Source organism: Pseudomonas sp. GW821-FHT09C10 (assembly GCF_059418085.1).
In genome coordinates, this window is record NZ_JBWKPE010000022.1 from 45,018 (window position 1) to 64,400 (window position 19,383).

The window sequence follows — 19,383 nt, forward strand, 5'->3', positions numbered from 1 at the left end:
CCGATATCCATGCCCACCATGAAGAAAACAGCATGCGTGAGGCTCAGGAACACCAGCACCGAGTGATGCAGGAGACCCTGCGCAAGCTGACGCACATTGTCGCCACCATCCAGGGCATCGCCAGCCAGACCAACCTGTTGGCCTTGAACGCCGCCATTGAAGCCGCCCGCGCTGGCGACGCCGGACGCGGGTTCGCGGTGGTCGCCGATGAAGTGCGCAAGCTGGCGACCCGCACCAGCCAGGCGACCCAACAAGCGGCCGACATGATGGACAGCTAGCGCCACCGCGCCGAGTCGTGAGCAGCGCAACTATTGGCCGTACAAACCCAACAATAAGAACCAGGTATCGTTATGCGTGATTATCAAGCTGTGGCCACATCCTTCAATTACCAGCAGACCGCCGAACTGGCTTTGCAAGGTGACCTGACGGCCCTGAACGCCTGCGTCGAATGCTGCGACCGGCACGCCCACGACGACGCCGTGGCTTTGTATTGCGAAGCGCAGGACGGCAGCGCCGCCCAATACACATTCAGCCAATTGCAGGCCAGCGCCGCCCGCTTCGGCCATTTCTTGCGCGAGCAAGGGGTAAAACCGGGCGACCGGGTTGCCGGCCTGATGCCGCGCACGGTTGAACTGCTGATTGCCATCTTGGGGACCTGGCGGGTGGGCGCGGTCTATCAACCGCTCTTCACCGCATTCGGTCCCAAGGCGATCGAGCAACGATTGGGCTGCTCCAACGCGCGCTGGATCGTGACGGATGCGCAGAACCGCCCCAAGCTGGATGAGATCGGCAACTGCCCAAGCGTGATCGTAACCGGCGAGGGCCCGCAGAACCCCGGCGACTACCCGTTCTGGAGCATCCTCGACGGCCAAGACGTCGAGTGCGAACCGGTACTGCTGGACGCCAGCGCGCCATTCCTGTTGATGTGCACATCGGGTACCACGGGGCCGGCCAAGCCTCTGGAAGTGCCGTTGCGCGCCATTCTCGCCTTCAAGGGTTATATGCGCGACTCCATTGGCCTGCAGCAGGACGACCGGTTCTGGAACCTGGCCGATCCCGGCTGGGCCTATGGCCTGTATTACGCGGTGACCGGCCCGCTGGCCTGTGGTCATGCCACGCTGTTCTACAACGGCCCTTTTACGGTGGAGAGTACGTGCCGAGTCATTGCCAAGTACGCCATCAGCAATCTGGCCGGTTCCCCGACGGCGTACCGCCTGCTGATCGCCGAGGGGGCAGCGTTCGCCGACGCCGTGCGCGGCCGCCTGCGTGCCGTCAGCAGTGCCGGCGAGCCGCTCAACCCGCACGTGATCCGCTGGTTTGCCGAGCAACTCGGTGTGACCATTCACGATCATTACGGCCAGACGGAAATCGGCATGGTGTTGTGCAATCACCATGGTTTGCGTCACCCGGTCCGTGAGGGCTCGGCGGGTTATGCGGTGCCCGGCTATCGCATCGTCGTGCTGGACGACGCGCATAGGGAGTTGCCGGCGGGTCAGCCGGGCGTCCTGGCAGTGGATCGCGAACGCTCGCCCCTGTGCTGGTTCGACGGCTACCTGGGTATGCCCACCCGGGCCTTTGTGGGGCGCTATTACCTCAGCGGCGACAGTGTGGAGCTGAATGACGACGGCAGTATCAGCTTCGTCGGCCGCAATGATGATGTGATCACCACGTCCGGCTACCGCGTCGGGCCGTTCGACGTCGAGAGCGCGCTGATCGAACACCCGGCGGTGATCGAAGCGGCGGTGATCGGCAAACCCGACCCGCAACGCACCGAGCTGATCAAAGCCTTTGTCGTGCTCGACAGCCAGTACCAGCCCAGCGCCGAGCTGGCCGAAGTACTGCGCCTGCATGTAAGGCAGCGCCTGGCCGCCCATGCCTATCCCCGGGAAGTGGAGTTCGTCGAGCAACTCCCCAAGACCCCCAGTGGCAAGTTGCAGCGCTTTATCCTGCGCAATCAGGAAATTGCCCGGCAGCAGGCGCCGGGGGCATGAACCCGTGGCCGGTGTGCCGGAGCGCCAGGCGTGCGCGCAATCCAAGGCAAAGCGTGTGCTGAACCGATCAGACTTCCAGCGCAAAGCCTCGGAGTTATTCAAGGAGCGCAGTTTCAACCAGGTCAGCATGCGTGAACTCGCCGCGCACGTCGGCATAAGCCCGGGGGCGATTTATCACCATGTGGAAAGCAAAGAGGCGCTGCTTTACGAACTGCTGATGGAGCTGTATCAAACCCTGTTATCCCAGGTGCACGGCATCAAGAATCGCCGATTGGCACCCGACCAACGCCTGGCCCAACTGATCGACTGTCACCTTCAATTGCATGAACACATGACCGGACACTTCAAGCTGGCGGTCATGGACGCCAATTGCCTGGGCGACTCGATGCAGGCAAGCGTCCAGCGCCTGAGGCGTGCCTATGAGTCGGAAATAATGGATCTGATCGGCCAGGCAGGCCATCCACCGGGCGGGCCGTTGCGCGAGGGCGCGCTCACGGCCATCTTGCCCATGCTGAACAGTCTACCCACCTGGTTAAGCCCGATGCTCGATAACGCCCAGCGGCGAACGATTACCAAGACCATTGCCTGTGCGGTGTTACAGGCCATTGATTCCCTGCCCTGAGCCCACCATGACCCATACTGAAACCCCAGGCTGGCCCGAGGCGGATTGCCGGAGCGCCTTATCAATCAGCACAGAACCGCGAACCGTCAGCGCCGCTGGTGCATGGATTGCAGAATCGCCGCCGAGATCTGCTCAAGGGGCACCTCACGCTCCACCGCGCCGAGCTTGAACGCCTCCTTGGGCATGCCATACACCACGCAGGAATCCTCGTCCTGGCCCAGGGTGCGGGCGCCGTTGTCGTGCATTTCCTTCAGGCCCCGGGCGCCATCGTCGCCCATCCCCGTCATGATGATCCCCAGCGCGTTACCGCCGGCACTGCGGGCCACCGAACGAAACAGTACATCAACGGAAGGTCGATGCCGGCTGACCGGAGGTCCGTCGACAATTTCCACCTGGTATTGGGCGCCGCTGCGCTTGAGCACCATGTGCCGGCCACCGGGGGCAATCAGTGCACAACCGGGGATAACCCGGTCACCGTTCTTCGCCTCCCTGACCTCGATCTCGCACAGTCGATTGAGGCGCTCGGCAAACGCGGCGGTGAAGTGTTCGGGCATGTGCTGCACGATGACGATGCCCGGGCAGACCCTGGGCAAGGCGGTCAACACCAACTCCAGGGCTTGGGTGCCGCCCGTGGACGTCCCAATGGCGACAATGTTTTCGGTGGTACGCGCCATTGCCTGGGTGCCTGCCGGCAATATGACGTCGGCCGTCAGCCTGGCGGGAGCGCGTTCGCTGGAAGGCACCATGCGCTTCATGTTGGCCCGCGCAGCGGCCTTGACGGCCCCCGCCAATTCATCGGCACTGTCGGTGAGAAACTGGCGCAGGTTGAGTTGTGGCTTGGTCACAATGCTGACCGCGCCGGCCGCCAGTGCCTGCATGGTGGTGGCCGCGCCCTTTTCGGTCAGGGTGGAGCAGATGACCACGGGCGTGGGGTGTTCGGCCATCAACTTCTTGAGGAACGTGATGCCATCCATCCGTGGCATTTCCACGTCCAACACAATCACATCCGGCCATTGCTTGTTCATTTTGTCCATGGCGAACACCGGATCTGCCGCCGCGCCGATAACCTCGATAGCGGGGTCTTGCCCCAGGGTCGCCGTGAGTACCTGACGCACCACGGCGGAATCATCAATGATCAGCACTTTGATAAGGCTCATGTCGCACGTTCTCCATGAGGGCTCCTGGGGGTTCACTTCAAGGCCAGGTAGTTGAGTTCGATTTCGCCGTTGGTAAGATCGAACACAATGGTCCGATAACCCACGCCTTCCACATGGAAGTGTTGACACCGCAACTGATGCAGATCGAGCAGGCGCATGGCCTGTTCGACATTGCGCTGGCCGACGTAATCATTGTCCGAGCGCACAAGCCCGGGAAACATGTTGCCACCGCCGAATACGCTGATCCTGAACTCCGTCGGCAGGGCCTTGATCGACTGTATTCGAGCGAGCAGCAGTTCAAAGGCTTCGTTGCCGTAGCGACCATCCAGGACGCCCTGTTTGATCACGGCGCGCTGTGGCAGCAGGTAGTGACACATGCCCCCCAGTAAGCGCCGGGGATGCCAGAACACCAACGCAACACACGATCCCAGCACCGTACGCAGGCGAATCGCACCCGAGCCGAAAAACCACTCGCCGGGATTCAGGAACACCTCGTTGGGCGGTCGACGGTCAGGCATGCGGCCTCCGGTAGATGGAAGGCTTGACCAGCCGCAGCTGATCGGTGATGCCGTTGAGGCTCTCCGAATGGCTGACCAGAAAGTACCCGCCCGGCTTGAGGTGACTGACCAGGCGCTTGACCACCTGCACTTTGGTGTCGTTGTCAAAATAGATCATCACATTGCGCAGGAAGATCACGTCGAACATCCCCAGCTTCGGCAACGGGTTATTCAGATTGATCGACTGGAAATCGATCTTCGCCGCCAGCGCCGGGTCGACCATGAAACAACCGTGGTTGGCGCCCACGCCCTTGAGGCAATACTTGTTCAACAGCGCCTCGGGGATGCCGCGTATGCCGTCGAGGGGATAACGCCCAAGGCGGGCTTTTTCCAACACCCGGCTGCTGATATCCGACGCGACAATCTCCCAGGGCCGGCCGGCGAGGTTGTCCGCCAGCACCATCGCCAGGGTGTAGGGTTCTTCGCCGGTCGAGCAGGCGCCACTCCATATGCGCAACGGCCCGCTGCCCCGCAGCTCGGGCAGCGCGACATCGCGCAGGAAGTCAAAATGCTTGGGCTCACGGAAAAAGTAGGTCTCGTTGGTGGTCAGCATGTCCACCGCGACCTGCAACTCCACGCTGTCCTTCATCAATACCTTGTAGTAAGCGCCGTAGGTATTGAGCTTGAACACTTGCAGCCGCTTGGCCAGGCGAGCGCTCACCAACTGTTTCTTGGCATCGGACAGGCTGATGCCGGCGATTTGATAAATGAGGTCACGAAACTGCACGAACTCGGCGTCAGAGAGGATCACGTTCATCAGGACATTCCCCCAGCCTGTTCAGGCGATCGAAGGTAGCGAAGACTCAAGGTTGGCCAGCGCATCGACCTGTTCCAGGGACAACACGCGACCGATGTCCAGCAACAGCACGAAACCGCTCTCCAGTTTGCCGATGCCCAGTAAAAAGTCGGCCCTGACATCGGTGCCGAAATTCAACGACGGCTCGATGTCCTGGTCGGCGATTTCCAGGACCTCGCTGACCGCATCGACAATGATGCCCACTGGTTTGCGCTGGGCATTGGCCTGCACCTCGATGATCACAACGCAGGTCCTTGGAGTCTGCACCGTGCGTTCGCCGCGAAAGCGCACCCCCAGGTCGAGCACGGGGACCGCCGCGCCGCGCAGGTTAATCACCCCACGTATGCTGGGAGGCAGCAACGGCACGCTGGTGATCGGCCCGTATTCGATGATTTCCCGAACGTTGAGCGTGCCCACGGCGAACATCTCCTCCCCCAGCACAAAGGTGAGGTACTGGCTCGAGACGCTGGCATTGCCTGGACTGTCAATGGGTGGGGCCATGATTCACCTCGGCTCACATACGTTTTCGTCTTCATCAGGGGCGCTTCGCACCCCGGCGCGGGGCAAGCCCGCTCACCACAACAGCTCTATCCGCCGGGGAGATACCTAGACAGCGATCAGGCCGGCTATCTCATCGACACACAACACATGCTCGATCTGCAGGAGCGTGACGAACTCGCCTCGCACCTTGGTCATCCCCCCGATGAAGTCGGTGCGAATGTGATTGCCGAACGCCGGAGCGGGCTTGATATCGATCTCGAGTATCTCGATCACTTCGCTGACCGAGTCCACCACCACCCCCAGGACCTGGGATTCGCCCTCCTTCGCCGCCTCAAGGATGACGATGCAGGTGCGACTGCCCAGTACCGTCGTGCCCTTGCCGAAACGCGCCTTGAGGTCCACGACCGGCACCACCGAGCCGCGCAGGTTGATAACCCCCCGCAGGAATTCCGGCATCATCGGTACGCTGGTCACCTGGTTGTATTCGATGATTTCACGAACGCTCAGGGTATTGACCGCGTACATCTCCTCGGCCGCCAGGAAGGTCAGGTACTGCAAGGGTTCATCCACTGGCGACGCAGCTTCGACAGCGCCCTGCATGCCCGCTGAGGTGCCCATGGGTCAACTCCCGAAGCGGACGAAACCACCGTCCGAAGAGCGGCTGTCCAAGTCCTGCGTGGACATGGCTCGGCTGATCTGGGGCATCGAGACATTGCGCCCGACACGCTTGCTTTGCACGGTGAAAAACCCCATGAGTTCCTGCAACTGCTCGGCCTGGCCACTCATTTCCTCGGCCGTCGCCGCCAGCTCCTCGGAGGCCGACGCGTTTTGCTGGGTCAGTTGGCTCATCTGCGACATCGCGCTGTTGATTTGTTCGGAACCGATGGATTGTTCTTCCGAGGCCGCCGCAATTTCCTGCACCAGGTCGGAGGTCTTGGCAATCGACGGCACAATCTCGTCCAGCAGGTTGCCCGCCCGTTCGGCCAGGGCCACGCTGTTCTTGGCCACCTCACTGATTTCCTGTGCGGCAATCTGGCTGCGCTCCGCCAGTTTGCGCACTTCGGCCGCGACCACCGCAAAGCCTTTGCCGTGCTCGCCGGCCCGTGCCGCTTCGATCGCCGCGTTGAGCGCCAGCAAGTTGGTCTGGTAGGCAATGGAATCGACGATGCCGATTTTTTCGGCAATGGTTTTCATCGCCGCCACGGTGTCCTTCACGGCTCGACCGCCTTCCGAGGCTTCCTTGTTGGCTTTGCCCGCCATGCCATCGGTGACCTTGGCATTTTCGGTGTTCTGGGAAATGGACGCCGACATTTGCTCCATCGACGCCGAGGTCTGTTCGACCGATGCCGCCTGCTCGGAAGCCGACTGGGCCATGCTTTGGGCGGTGGCGGAGATCTCTTCCGAAGCACTCGACAGCGAGTCCGCCGAGCCGCGCACTTCGCCGATGATTTCCGAGAGTTTTTCCACGGTGCCATTGACCGAGTGCTTCAGCTCCAGGAACTTGCCCTGGTAGTCGCCGGTAATGCTGCGGGTCAGGTCGCCGGCGGCCATCGCCGACAGCACCTCCATGGCCTCGGTGATCGGTACGATGATCGCGTCCAGAGAACCATTGATACCGAGGATAATGCGGCGGAAATCGCCCTGGTGCCGGGCGGCGTCAGGGCGGGTGTCCAGCTTGCCGATCAGCGCACTGTCGCTGATCTCGCTGGTATCTTCCACAAGGGCCAGGATATTGGCGCGCAGTTGCTCGACGTTTTCATTGATAAAGGCTTTCTTGCCGGGGAAACGCTCCAGGGGCGCGGACAAATCCCCTTCGCCGAACGCGCGAATACAGGCCATGGCCTTTTTCTTCACGTTGATATGGCCGTTGACCATGTCATTGATGCCCTGGCCGATATCCCGGTACGAACCCGCGAAGCGCTCGACATCGATCATCACGTCAATGTCACCTTTTTCATGCTCGCTGGACATGTGCTGCATTTCATTGATCAGCGCCAGGATGTTGCTGCGCAACAGCTCGACGTTGTCGTTGATAAAGGCTTTTTTGCCCGGAAACTGCTCCAAGGGTGCAGACAGATCACCGTTACCGAAGGAACGTATGCAGGCCATGGCTTTTTTCTTCACCGCAATGTGGCCGTTGACCATATCGTTGATGCCCTGGGCCATGGAGCGGTAACTGCCATGAAAGCGGCCGGCATCGATCTGTGCATCGATCTCGCCCTTGTCGTGCTCACTGGACATACGGTCCATCTCCACGATCAAGTCATGCAGGTTCGCGCCCAACTGCTGCATGCTCGCCATCAGGCTGGTGGTGTCTCCGGCCCTGAGCGTCGCCTTGGCATTCAATTCGCCGGCCGATAGACGTGCCGCATAGGCTTGCACCACGGTAGGTTCCGCCCCGAGCCGGCGCATCAGATTGCGCCCCAGCAATACGCCGATCAGCAGGGTAGCCAACAGGGTCAGGCCGCTCACCAGCAGGATGAGGGTACGTGCGTTCTTCTCGATGGTGGTGGCGAGCACCTGGCCCTTGCGCCCCAGTTCCAGGTTGTATTCACGCAGCTCGCCGATCGCCGTGAGCACGGCGGTCTGCAGGGGCTGGCTCGTCTCGATCAACGCACGGGCCGAGGCCTGGTCACCGTCATCCATCAGCTTGTCGAAGTGGGTCTGCAACGCCGCAAACTCAGCCAAGTGGCCACGCAGTTGTTTCAACAACGCCGCATCGTGCTCGTCAGAGGTCAACTCGGCCTGATAGCGATCCAGGGCTTTGCCAACGGCACTGAAATCCTGCGCCACGCTGGCCGCGTAAGCCGGCACGCTGTTTTTGTCGGTCTCGTTCAAGCGTTGCCATTGCAAGGCGTGCAGGTCGGTGAAGGCCGCGGCGGCGCGGTCGATCTCCAACAGGCTGGGCACCGTATTGACGTTGGCATAGCTGGCGCTCGTATTGATTTCACCGGCCAGGTACAGGCTGGTGCCACCCAACACGAAGACACCCAGCATGGCTGTGAAAACCAGCAACATGATATTTCTGATAACAGTCATGGCGAGGCACTCCTGATGACGCTTCAATGAGTCGATAAAGGGCTTGGGATCGAACGATGGGGGGTTTCCTTGGCAACCTGTCCTAGCAAATTCGGGATATCCAGGATCAGCGCAACGGCTCCACTTCCGAGGATGGTGAACCCGCCCAGCCCATGGGCATCACCGAACACTTTGCCCAGTGGCTTGATCACGGTTTGGAACTCCCCCTGCAGGCGATCGACCACCAGGCCGGCACGCAAGCCTGCGTATTGCACGACGACCACGTTTTCCCGGTTGCCTCCAGGCTCTTGCACATCAAACATGTCGCGCAGCCGCAGGATCGGCAGCACCTCGCCCCGCAGGTCCAGGTAGCCGGTTTCGGTGCCCCGCTGAGGGGCCAGCTCGATGCACTCCTCCACCATGTTCAGCGGAATCACGTAAGAAGCCTTGCCCACGCCGATCAGGAAACCGTCAATGATCGCCAGCGTCAGCGGCAGGCGGATGCGCACCGTGGTGCCCTGCCCGACTTCGCTCTCGAGGCTGACGCTGCCGCGCAACGCCGTGATATTGCGCTTCACGACGTCCATGCCTACACCACGGCCGGACAGGTTGCTGACCTGGTCGGCCGTGGAGAATCCCGGCTCGAAGATCAAATTCAGAATGTCTTTGTCCGACGGCTGCTGGGCCTCGCCTACCAGGCTACGCTCACGGGCCTTGGCCAGGATCTTGTCCTTGGCCAGGCCACCGCCGTCGTCGGACACCTCGATCACAATGCTGCCGGATTCGTGATAGGCATTCAGGCGTACCGTGCCCTGGGCCGGCTTGCCCCGCTGGAGGCGCGTCGACGCAGGCTCGATGCCGTGGTCCATGGCATTGCGCACCAAATGGGTCAGCGGGTCGCCAATGCGTTCGACGACGGTCTTGTCCAGCTCGGTCTCACCGCCGCCGATGTGCAGCACGATGTCCTTGCCCAACTCTTTGGAGACGTCCCGCACCACACGCTGGAACCGCGTGAAGGTTGCGCCGATCTGCACCATGCGCAGGGTCAGCGCCGAGTCGCGGACTTCCTCGACCAGCCGCGATAACAGGCTGGTGGATTCGATCATCTCGCCAATCCCACTGCGTACCGCCACCAGGTTGGCGCCGGCACCGGCAATGATCAGCTCGCCGACCAGGTTGATCAGTTGGTCCAGCTTGGCGGCATCGACCCGAATCAGGTTGCCTTCGTTACTCGCCGCGCTTTTGCCGGCCTTGACCGGCGGCGTTGTCGACTCCTGGACATCAGGCTCGCTGCGCGTTTCGACCGGTGCCTGCTCGGCGTCCTGGGTCACGAGCAAGGCCTGGGCCTCGGTCAATGTGCCGCAACGCACCAGCAGCTCGACCAGCGTGGCGTTGTCTTCCGGCAACCCGTCGAGATGGGTCCGACACGCCTGCACCGTGGCATTCGGTGCAAGGATGCGAACCAGCGCGTCCTCGCGGACAAAATCAAAGGCGCCGTCGATGACCTCCAGGGACGCGTCGCTGGCCAGTGCGAGTTCAAACCCGAGGTAGTTGGTTTCCGGGTCCATGGCGGTCATGGGCGGCAATCCATCGAACAAGGTAACGGTGTGCAGCAAACGCCCCAGCGTGCTCAGGTAACGCAGGAACGCCAAGGGGTCCATGCCATTGCGCAACACATCCGGGCCGAAGCGCAGCGACAAATGCCAATGGCCGGGACTGCCGCCTGGCTCATCCGCCGGCGCCGGCGCTTGAAGGGCCGGCGCCGGGGTCGAGACCGCCGCGTCCAGGTACAGCGACAGCCGCTCAATGATAGATTGGCCCTGAGCCCGCACCGGTTCATCCAGGCGATCCAGATTGCCGTCCTCGGCCAGCAGGTCGATCAATTGGCCGATATGGTCACGGGCGTCGAGGAACAACGCACTCAACGCCTCGTCGACGCGCACTTCCAGGCTGCGCACCCGGTCCAGCACGCTTTCGGCGACGTGGGTGAACTCAACGATCGGCATCAAGCCAAACAGGCCGGCCGACCCCTTGATGGTGTGGGCCACGCGGAACAGGCCGTTGATGGTGTCCAGGTCCTGGGGCGACTTCTCGATCTGCAGCAGCGCATCTTCCATTTGCAACAGAAGCTCGCGACTTTCGGCAATGAACGTCTGCAGCACGTCATCCATGTTCATACGCTTACGCTCCGACCGACTGGGTGAAACTCGCATTGGTGAAGTAGTCGTCAAGGCCACTGAGGCGAAAGGCTTCGCTCACCGTCGAACTGGGGTTGCTCAGCAACAACTGGGTGCCTTCCTTGAGAGACTCGCGCTTGATGAGGATCAACAGTTGCAAACCGGCACTGTCGAGTTCATCGACACTGGACAGGTCCAACTCGACTTCATGGGCCAGGGGAAACAACGACAACAGCACGTCCTTTTGCTCGGCAGCCGTGTAGATCGTCAGGGGGCCTTCCATGACCTGGATTCGACGTAGCATCGGGACGGCGCTTTTCATGTAAACCTCCTGGCCAGCGGTCGCTGGTCATCGCTATGGCAGGATCAACTTGGAGACGGCGGTCAGCATTTGCGCAGGCTGAAAGGGCTTGACCATCCAGGCCTTGGCGCCGGAGGCCTGGCCTTGCTGCTTCATCGCATCGCTGGCTTCGGTGGTCAGCATGATGACCGGCGTGAACTTGTAGGCCGGCAACAGCTTGGCCGCCTTGACGAAACTGAGGCCGTCCATGTTGGGCATGTTCACGTCGCTGACAATCAGGTGGATTTTGCGGCCGTCCAGTTTGCTCAAGGCGTCCTTGCCATCACAGCCTTCGATCACGTCGTAACCGGCGCCTTTGAGGGTGATGCTCACCACCTGACGGATGGAGGCCGAGTCGTCGACGATCAGAATGGTCTTGCTCATCGGAAAAACTCCTCTAGAAAAACGTGATTTCGTTGGCAGCGGCCTGGGCAGGCGCTTTACCGCCATGAATGGCGTGCTGCTCCGGCATGGTGTAGGCCGTTGACAGCTCCTGCAGCCAACGGTCACTGCTCATCGGCGCCAGGGACTGTCCGCTGAGGCTCGACTCATGACGTTCGTCCAACTGCTGCTGCAACTTGTCCAGGTCGCGGGTAATCAAGGTCAACATCTGGCTGACGCGGTCCTGGAACTGCAGGGCAACCAGCACCTGGGCAATCTCATCGGCGACATTGGCGCTCTGCTGCTGTACGTCATGGCTGTTGCGCACAATGGTCTGGGCGGTTGCGCGAAAATGTTCGATAACCTCCGAGACCACGCGCTCCGAATCGGCGAGGGTCAGGGTGTCTTGTTCGGCGTGGTGGCGGGACATCTGCACCGTGCGGGCGATGGCGGCGTTGACGGTGATCACGGTTTCGCTGATCTTGCGCCCGGTCTCGCCGGACATGCTCGACAACTTGCGCACTTCATCGGCGACCACCGCAAACCCTCGCCCCGCCTCCCCGGCTCGCGCAGCTTCGATAGCCGCGTTGAGGGCAAGCAGGTTGGTTTGACTGGCGATGTCGCCGACAAACTTGGCCATCTGCTGTAGCTGCTCGGTGAAGCTCGAGAGCTGCATAACTTCCTTGAGCTCATTCTCCTTATTGGTGAGCGCGGCGCGCAGGGCCATGACGATGGAGTTGAGGTCGGCCTGGCCGACCTCCAGCAAGTCGACCAATTGTTGCGAAGCGTCCTGGCCGCCATTGCTGGAGACGCTGTGGCTGATGTTGGATGACAGCGTGCCAAAACGCTCGCTGAGGCTGAGAATCGAGGTTTCACTGATCGAACGCGCCGCTTCTATCTGCCGCGACCAGATCGGCAGCACGCTGACGCACACCTGTGCCAGGCCGTTATCGACGGCCAGCGCCGGAGCAATGGATGCCTGTTGCTCGAGCTGCTGCAGGCCCCTCCACTGCGCCCGGCTCCTGCCGTTTGCCCACAGGCCCATGCCGATACACAACGCCAACACCGCGCCGCCGGCGGCCAGCGCCTCGATGCTGAAGCGCTCGCTCCAGGCAATCGCAAGCCCGCCCAGCAGACCCGCGAACGCAACCGGAAACAGGGTCAAAGCAGCGGAAGGGGGTGGTGTCGGTGCGCTCACGGTCTGTCTCCCTGTCAAGGCCTGTCGTCATGGCCTGACCGGCCGTTCGACTGCTTGAAAGAGATACTGGCCCGATAATGGCACTGCCACCATCGGAGCATCCCTATTCTGGGGTAGGGATCCTGGAAAACCGCCTAGGAAAATCCCTACCCCTGGACACGCGTCACGAAATACCCAGGGTCATGGCGAAGCGCACTATGTCGGCGGTGGAGGAGAACCCCATCTTTTCCATGAGCCGGGTCTTATGGGTACTGACCGTCTTGTTACTGATGACCAACTGCTCGGCGATCTGGTTGACGCTCATGCCGTGCGCCAGCAGGCGCAGGATCTGGAACTCGCGATCGGACAAACTCTCGACAAAGGTCTGCTGCTTCAAGCCACTGCTTTGCAGCGCGATCTGTTCCGCCAGCCCGGGGTCGAGGTAGCGTTGGCCACTGACCACTCGACGCATCGCGACCAACAGGGTTTCGGGATCGCGGTCCTTGGTCAGGTAGCCGAGTGCACCGGCACGTAATGCCCGTTGCGCGATATGGATTTCGTTATGCATGCTCAATACCAGAATCGGCAGGCTCGGGTATTGGGTATGCAGGCGGGCAATCAAAATCTCGCCGCTGATACCCGGCATATTCATGTCGAGCAGCAGCAGGTCGATCTCGACCTGGCGCAACAGTTCGATCAGTTGCGTACCACTCTCGGCTTCGGCCACCACCTGCACGTCGGCGACCAGCGAGAACAACTGCTTGAGCCCCTCGCGCATGATGGTGTGGTCATCGGCGATCAGCATGCGAATCATCACTACCTATCCTTGTGCATCGGAATGAACGCCTGGACCGTAGTGCCCTGTCCAGGGTGACTGAAAATGATCACTTTGCCGCCCAGCATCAGGCCGCGCTCACGCATGCCGGCCAAGCCCAGGGTCTGGCGGCCGACGGCATCCGGGTCAAAGCCCTTGCCGTTATCCTGGACCTCGAGCACCCAGTGGGTCTCCTGCGGGCTCAGGGTGACGCTGACCTGCGTCGCTTCGGCATAACGCGCGATATTGGTCAGCGATTCCTGCACGATGCGAAATGCCGCGGTCACGTGGGTATCCGGAAGGTTCAGGGCAATCAGCGGCAGGTTCAACGCACAGGGGACCTGGGTCAAGGTAACGAATTCGGCTGTCAGCCATTCAAGACCGGACACCAGCCCCAGGTTCAACGCGGAGGGGCGCAGGCTCGTGGACACGTTGCGCACCACCTGGATGGTCTTGTCGGTCAGCACCATCAACCGCTCGACCTGAGGGGTGAGTTCAGGCATATCGGTGCCGAACTGAAACCTCAGCAACGAGATGCCCATGCGCAGCGCCGTCAGGTGCTGGCCCAATTCGTCATGGATCTCCCGGGCAATCAGTTTGCGCTCCTCTTCCCGCGCCGTTTCCCGGCGGGTCGACAGGTCGCGTAATTGCGCGTTGGAATTGGCCAGGCGCCGCTCCGCCGCGCGCAGCTTGGAAATATCGCGCCCGACGGCCAGCACGCTGACGACCCGCTGGCCGTCGACCTCGGGAACAAAGTGGATCAACACCACCTTGGGCGCGGTTTTCAAACCCGACAATAGGAACTCCTGTTCCGTGGCTTTGTTCTGGCGAATCACCTGGGCCACCAATTCTCGAAAAAGCTGGGACTGGGCGTTCAGCGGCACCACTTCATCCATGGGCATGCCCATCAGTTCCGGCCAGGCCCCGCCCACCCATTTTCGCAACTGCGCATTGACGTAGAGCACCTCCCCGAAAACACTCAAGCGCGCGACGGCGTCCGGGCTGTTTTCCACCAGGGCGTTGATGTCGTGCTGGCGTTCCAGTTCTTTCTGCCGGGCCCGGGTCAAATGGGTCACATCACGACCGATCACCAACACCCGCTGGCCCTCGCGCCCCGAGTCGGCCACCGGCACCAGGGTAAAGTGCAGGTTGCGCACTTCGTTGCGCAGCACCATGCCCTCCTCAGACTCCACCACCCGTTCGGTGGCCCTGCATTGGTCATGGAGTGCCTGGATTCTTTCCGCGTTGAGCTGGCCAAATATCGACGCCAGCGCCTCGCCAATAACCTCGCCATGGGGTTTCCCAAGCACCTGCAACAGGGCCGGATTGACCTCGACACAGCGCAGCTCACCCCGTGGCGCAGCCTCCAGCAGGCACAGCATGTCCAGGGTATGGTCGAAAATATCCCGGTAGCGGCGCTCGCGCTCCCTGAGCAAGGATTCGGAGCGCCAGCGCTCGATGGCAATCGCGGCAATGTGACAGGTCTGGCGCACGCGCTGCCGGTCGCTCTCGTCCAGCGCAGAACCGGGTGAGCGCGACAACGCGAAAGCCCCAAGGACCTGCCCCTGATTGCCGAGGATGGGCTCGTACCAGTCTGGGGAAGAAGCCATGGACTCCCACGAGCCGGGGCTTTGCGGGTCAGCAAGCACGACGCCACAGGAGCAGTGAGGCAAGGCCAGTTGAAGATAGCTCACCAGCAACCCCAGGGTTTCGTCCAATGAGGCGCCCGTGGCCATTGTTTCGAAGATGCGCAGACGTGCATCTTCAAGTACCTGCTGTTTGCGCCACTCAGTGATGTCGTGGGCCATGGCCAGTACGCCTGCCACCTCACCGGATGGGCCGCGTTCAGCCATCAGGCTGACGACACAACTCACCGCTTCACCACCGGCGCCGACCGTCCAACTGTTGAGGAATTGAGCGGTCTGGCCTGTGGATGCCACATGGCGCAGATGGTCGAGGTAATCGCCGGGCTGCTCCTCGGGGCCGGCGCCTATGGCTTCGTCATAAGACATGCCGGTCAAGAGCAGGAACGTCGGGTTGACGTACGTACGCGACAGGTTGCGATCGTAGCGCACAATGATGTTGGGTGAATTCTCCGCCAGGGTGAGGAATTTCAGCTCGCTGCCCAGCAAGGTTTCGCGAAGCTGCCAGTTTTCGGTGATGTCTTCCAGTTGGGAGACAAAACAGATCGGCTGCCCCTGGTCGTCCCGGACCAGCCCCACGGTCAGGCGCACCCAGACAACCTGGCCGTCGTGGTGGATGTAGCGTTTATGCAAGGTGGCGCCCTGCCGTGCACCGCCCTTCAACTCTTCTATCAGCTGCTTGCCCACTTCGCGGTCTTCGGGGTGGGTCAATGCCATGAACGTGGTGCTTTGCAGCTGTGCCTCGCTGTAGCCAAGCAGCCTGCAAATGACGCTGTTGGCCCTCAGCCAACGACCGTCCAGTGACACGAGGGCCAAGCCGGTGCCTGAGGAATCGAAAATGGCTTCAAGGGGGATCTCGGAGAAGCGCTCGCTGTGGGAATGCGCGGTTGGGGGCCCAGGCAGGGGAAGGATTTCAACGATAAAATAGTCGTCGCGCCACGGTGTCATCGACAGGTTCAACCGGCCGGACTGCCTCGCGGTCGCCTCGAAACACACCCGGGATCGCCCATCGGCCTTTTCCAGCGCCGCATAAAAAAGCCGGCTGTCCTGGGGGCGCAGCACGGCGAGAAACTCGGTGTTTGTCTCGGGAGGGATGCCGTTCTGGCACTGCAACGTTGAAAACCCAGGGTTGCCCAACACGACCCGTGCAGATCGATCCAGGACCACAACCGCGCCTGACAGGCAATCCAGCACACCTTCAAGGGTTTGCAGCACATCCTTGTCTGCCATTACCGCTCCTGCATGCGTTCACGCTTACGATGAAAAACCCAGCGTAAATACTTCACCAATTCGTGCTGGCTCGCTCCATAAAAGCCTGAAACCCGTCAATTGAATGTATGCCCAACGGTTGCATGCACAAAACAATACCCTATGGATAGCGTTGCCCGGCACTTGATGGAGACTATCGTAGTCTCATTTACGGCCGGCGCCAGCCAGACTAAAGATTTACGTTCAGCCGCAGCGAATCCTCACGCCGGCCTCCGGCATGCCACCCCACGTCGATGTTTTGGATGTCGAACACTCAACCCACGCCAAGGCCCCACACATAATAAAAATAGATGATCTTATAAATTTACAAGATAACAATATCTAATAATTAGCTTATTCCAAAAAAGAATTTCCCCACGATTTTTTATAGAGATATCTTCATTCCACAGACCGACCCCATGCCTGGCGGAGGACGTACCCCCGATCACCAGGAGCCTCCAGCAGGCTTGCATGGACCCTTTCCGACATGCCAGACATCGCCTTCCCCCTACCCCGCAAAAGATTCCACCTGTCACTGCTGACCAGTTCCCTGCTGCTGGCCGGTGCGCCCTCCTTCGCCGAAGCCGCTGGCGACGAGGCCAAGCTCGATACGGTGACCGTGATCTCCACCGGTTTGCGTGGCCAGCAACGCACCGTGGCCGACAGCCCGGCGCCGATTGACGTGATCAACAGCGAACAGCTGCTCAAGACCGGGCGCGCCGAGTTGTCCGAGGCAATTGCGAAGCTGCTGCCGTCGTTCAACTTCGGCACCAATATCGCCGGCTACAACTCGGTGACGCGCCCGCTGAGCAACCGCAGCCTCGGCCCGGCCTATACCCTGGTGCTGGTCAACGGCAAACGCCGGCACAACGGCGCCACCGGCCAGCGCGGGTCGATCGACAACAGCGGCGCCAATGCGGTGGACATCGACCTGATCCCGGTCAGTTCGGTGGACCATATCGAGGTGCTTAAAGACAGCGCGGCTGCCCAGTACGGTTCGGATGCCGTGGCCGGGGTGATCAATATCATCCTCAAGGCCGGCCACAGCGGCGGGCACCTGGAAACCAGCTACGGCCAGTTGTTTTCCGGCCAGGGGGAAACGATCAAGGTGGCCGGCGACCAGGGTTTCAAGCTCGGCGACGGCGGGTTTTTCCACCTCTCCGCCGACGCCCGCAAACGCGGCGAGGCCTCTTGGAACGACAAGGCCGACAGCAGCGTGCGCGCCTTCAACGATCCGGCCAGGGAAGCGGCCTGGGACCGGGTGGCAATCAAGAACGGCGACCCGGACCTGAAAGCCTTCAACCTCGCCTACAACGCCGAACTGCCCCTGGAAGACCTGACGCTCTACTCGTTCTCCACCTACGGCGAGCGCGATGCCGAGGCCGCCAACTACTTCCGCCTGCCGACCGGCCGGGCCGCGGTGCCCGAGGTGTTCCCCGACGGCTACTACCCGCTGAACAACATCAAGGACCGCGACTACCAACTGCTGTTCGGCGGCAAGGGCCAGGCGGCCGAGTGGAACTGGGACCTGAGCACCACCTACGGACGCAACAACGTCCACCATTCCAGCGACCTGAATATCAACCCGTCCCTGGGCACCGCCTCGCCGACCAGGTTCGACAACCTGGCGACCTTTCGCTTCGAGCAGTGGGTGAACAACCTGGACTTTACCCGCCGCTACGACAGCCTGTTCAACCTGACCTCGCCGGTGCAGGTGTCGGCCGGCCTGGAGCATCGCTGGGAACATTTCAGCACCTTCGCCGGTGATCCCGAAGCCTATATCACCGGCACCTACCCGGCGGCATCGGGCGCACAGGCGGCGGTGACGATTCGCCCGGAGGATGAAGTCAGCCTGATCCGCAACAACTACGCCGGCTACCTGGACCTGGGCTTCGACCTGACCGAGCGCTGGTTTCTCGACGTCGCCGGGCGGATCGAACATTACGACGATGACTCGGGCAACACCTTCGGCCTCAAAGTGAATTCGCGCTACGAGTTGACCGACAGCGTCGCCGTGCGCGGCACCGTCGGCACCGGCTTCCGTGCACCGTCCCTGACCCAGATCGGCTACACCGTGGCCGACAACCGGGTGGCTACCGATGTGAACGGCAACGTGGTGCCCGCCGTGACCCGCCTGACCCCGTCGGGCAGCAACCTGGCCAAGGCCTTGGGTGGCGACGACCTCAAACCGGAAAAGTCACGCAACCTCGGGATGGGCTTGACCTGGCAGCCGGCACCGCGCACCAGCGTCACCGCCGACGCCTACCTGATTGACATCGACGACCGCATCGCCCTGACCAGCAATATCTACGACCAGGGCAACGGCGTGATCAACGGCATCCTCAGCGCCCAAGGCGTGCCCTCGGGGACCTGGGTCAACTACTACACCAACGCCTTCGATACCCGCACCCGTGGCCTGGACGTGGTCGCCGACCACACCACGCCGCTGGATGCCTGGGGCGATGTGCGCTGGAGCCTGGGCTTCAACTGGAACAAGACCACTATCGAAGGCACCCGAGACACCCCGAGTGCGCTGGCCAACTCCGGCGTCACCCTGGTGGGCCGCGACCGCGAAGGCGATCTCACTGAGGCCTCGCCCAAGACCAAATGGATCCTGGGCGCCAACTGGAAGGTCGAGGACCTCGCAGTGAACCTGCAAACCAGCCGCTACGGTGCGGTCAAGACCCTGGCGGTAAACCCGTCCGGCGACCGCAGCTTCGGTGCGAAATGGATCACCGACCTGGACGTCAGCTACACCTTCGTCGAGCAGATCACCGTCAGCATCGGCGGCACCAACATCTTCGACGTGCGCCCCGACCGGCACGCCGTCTACAGCAACCTGGGCCTGGCGCCCTACGGTAACCCGCCGTTCTACCCCGGCGGCGGCTACTGGTACACCAAGCTGGCCTACGACTTCTAAGCCAATCGCCATACGAGGGCATCCCATTGAACACCTCCAAC

The 19,383-nt window shown here is 61.5% G+C and carries 14 protein-coding genes and 3 pseudogenes; 4 read left to right on the forward strand and 13 right to left on the reverse strand.

Annotated elements, in window-relative coordinates; all coding sequences use genetic code 11:
• Positions 1 to 14: 14 nt before the first annotated feature.
• From AC07OT_RS29660 to AC07OT_RS29670, 3 genes and pseudogenes are all read left to right on the forward strand, one after another.
• Positions 15 to 254 (forward strand): annotated as a pseudogene (locus AC07OT_RS29660) (methyl-accepting chemotaxis protein); the annotation flags it as partial.
• 96 nt (positions 255 to 350) lie between these two features.
• Positions 351 to 1,991, forward strand: a complete 1,641-nt coding sequence (locus AC07OT_RS29665; RefSeq protein WP_065941362.1) for an AMP-binding protein — start codon at positions 351 to 353, stop codon at positions 1,989 to 1,991.
• A gap of 55 nt (positions 1,992 to 2,046) precedes the next feature.
• On the forward strand, positions 2,047 to 2,613 hold the full coding sequence (locus tag AC07OT_RS29670; protein WP_027605694.1) for a TetR/AcrR family transcriptional regulator: 567 nt from the start codon (positions 2,047 to 2,049) through the stop codon (positions 2,611 to 2,613).
• A gap of 86 nt (positions 2,614 to 2,699) precedes the next feature.
• Here AC07OT_RS29670 and AC07OT_RS29675 read toward each other — a convergent pair whose 3' ends face one another.
• From AC07OT_RS29675 to AC07OT_RS29735, 13 genes and pseudogenes are all read right to left on the reverse strand, one after another.
• The gene (locus tag AC07OT_RS29675) at positions 2,700 to 3,770 is read right to left on the reverse strand and encodes a protein-glutamate methylesterase/protein-glutamine glutaminase (protein ID WP_495109755.1); all 1,071 of its coding nucleotides are present in this window, start codon (positions 3,768 to 3,770) and stop codon (positions 2,700 to 2,702) included.
• Positions 3,771 to 3,802: 32 nt separating this feature from the next.
• Positions 3,803 to 4,288, reverse strand: coding sequence for a chemotaxis protein CheD (locus AC07OT_RS29680; RefSeq protein WP_495109756.1), 486 nt, complete (start codon positions 4,286 to 4,288; stop codon positions 3,803 to 3,805).
• The gene (locus tag AC07OT_RS29685) at positions 4,281 to 5,084 is read right to left on the reverse strand and encodes a CheR family methyltransferase (RefSeq protein WP_027605691.1); all 804 of its coding nucleotides are present in this window, start codon (positions 5,082 to 5,084) and stop codon (positions 4,281 to 4,283) included. The genes AC07OT_RS29680 and AC07OT_RS29685 overlap by 8 nt, the downstream gene beginning before the upstream one ends.
• A 21-nt stretch (positions 5,085 to 5,105) precedes the next feature.
• Entirely contained in the window at positions 5,106 to 5,624 is a 519-nt protein-coding gene (locus tag AC07OT_RS29690; RefSeq protein WP_495109757.1) for a chemotaxis protein CheW, read from the reverse strand.
• Between the two features lie 105 nt (positions 5,625 to 5,729).
• Positions 5,730 to 6,242 (reverse strand): chemotaxis protein CheW, encoded by a 513-nt coding sequence (locus AC07OT_RS29695; protein WP_371263367.1) that lies wholly within the window; start codon positions 6,240 to 6,242, stop codon positions 5,730 to 5,732.
• 122 nt (positions 6,243 to 6,364) lie between these two features.
• Positions 6,365 to 7,082: pseudogene (locus tag AC07OT_RS29700) on the reverse strand (methyl-accepting chemotaxis protein); the annotation flags it as partial.
• Positions 7,083 to 7,142: 60 nt separating this feature from the next.
• Positions 7,143 to 8,663: pseudogene (locus AC07OT_RS29705) on the reverse strand (MCP four helix bundle domain-containing protein); the annotation flags it as partial.
• Between the two features lie 23 nt (positions 8,664 to 8,686).
• Positions 8,687 to 10,819, reverse strand: a complete 2,133-nt coding sequence (locus AC07OT_RS29710; protein WP_495109758.1) for a chemotaxis protein CheA — start codon at positions 10,817 to 10,819, stop codon at positions 8,687 to 8,689.
• Positions 10,820 to 10,823: 4 nt separating this feature from the next.
• Positions 10,824 to 11,141: an STAS domain-containing protein gene (locus AC07OT_RS29715; RefSeq protein ID WP_027605686.1), complete on the reverse strand. Its 318-nt coding sequence runs from the start codon at positions 11,139 to 11,141 to the stop codon at positions 10,824 to 10,826.
• A gap of 33 nt (positions 11,142 to 11,174) precedes the next feature.
• Entirely contained in the window at positions 11,175 to 11,543 is a 369-nt protein-coding gene (locus AC07OT_RS29720) for a response regulator (protein ID WP_027605685.1), read from the reverse strand.
• A gap of 13 nt (positions 11,544 to 11,556) precedes the next feature.
• Positions 11,557 to 12,585, reverse strand: coding sequence for a methyl-accepting chemotaxis protein (locus tag AC07OT_RS29725; protein WP_495109767.1), 1,029 nt, complete (start codon positions 12,583 to 12,585; stop codon positions 11,557 to 11,559).
• Positions 12,586 to 12,901: 316 nt separating this feature from the next.
• The gene (locus AC07OT_RS29730) at positions 12,902 to 13,531 is read right to left on the reverse strand and encodes a response regulator (protein WP_495109759.1); all 630 of its coding nucleotides are present in this window, start codon (positions 13,529 to 13,531) and stop codon (positions 12,902 to 12,904) included.
• A 2-nt stretch (positions 13,532 to 13,533) separates the two neighbouring features.
• Positions 13,534 to 16,404 (reverse strand): PAS domain-containing sensor histidine kinase, encoded by a 2,871-nt coding sequence (locus AC07OT_RS29735; RefSeq protein WP_495109760.1) that lies wholly within the window; start codon positions 16,402 to 16,404, stop codon positions 13,534 to 13,536.
• Between the two features lie 505 nt (positions 16,405 to 16,909).
• Between AC07OT_RS29735 and AC07OT_RS29740 the strand changes: the two genes are divergently transcribed.
• Positions 16,910 to 19,342, forward strand: a complete 2,433-nt coding sequence (locus AC07OT_RS29740; RefSeq protein ID WP_495109761.1) for a TonB-dependent receptor plug domain-containing protein — start codon at positions 16,910 to 16,912, stop codon at positions 19,340 to 19,342.
• Positions 19,343 to 19,383: the final 41 nt, after the last annotated feature.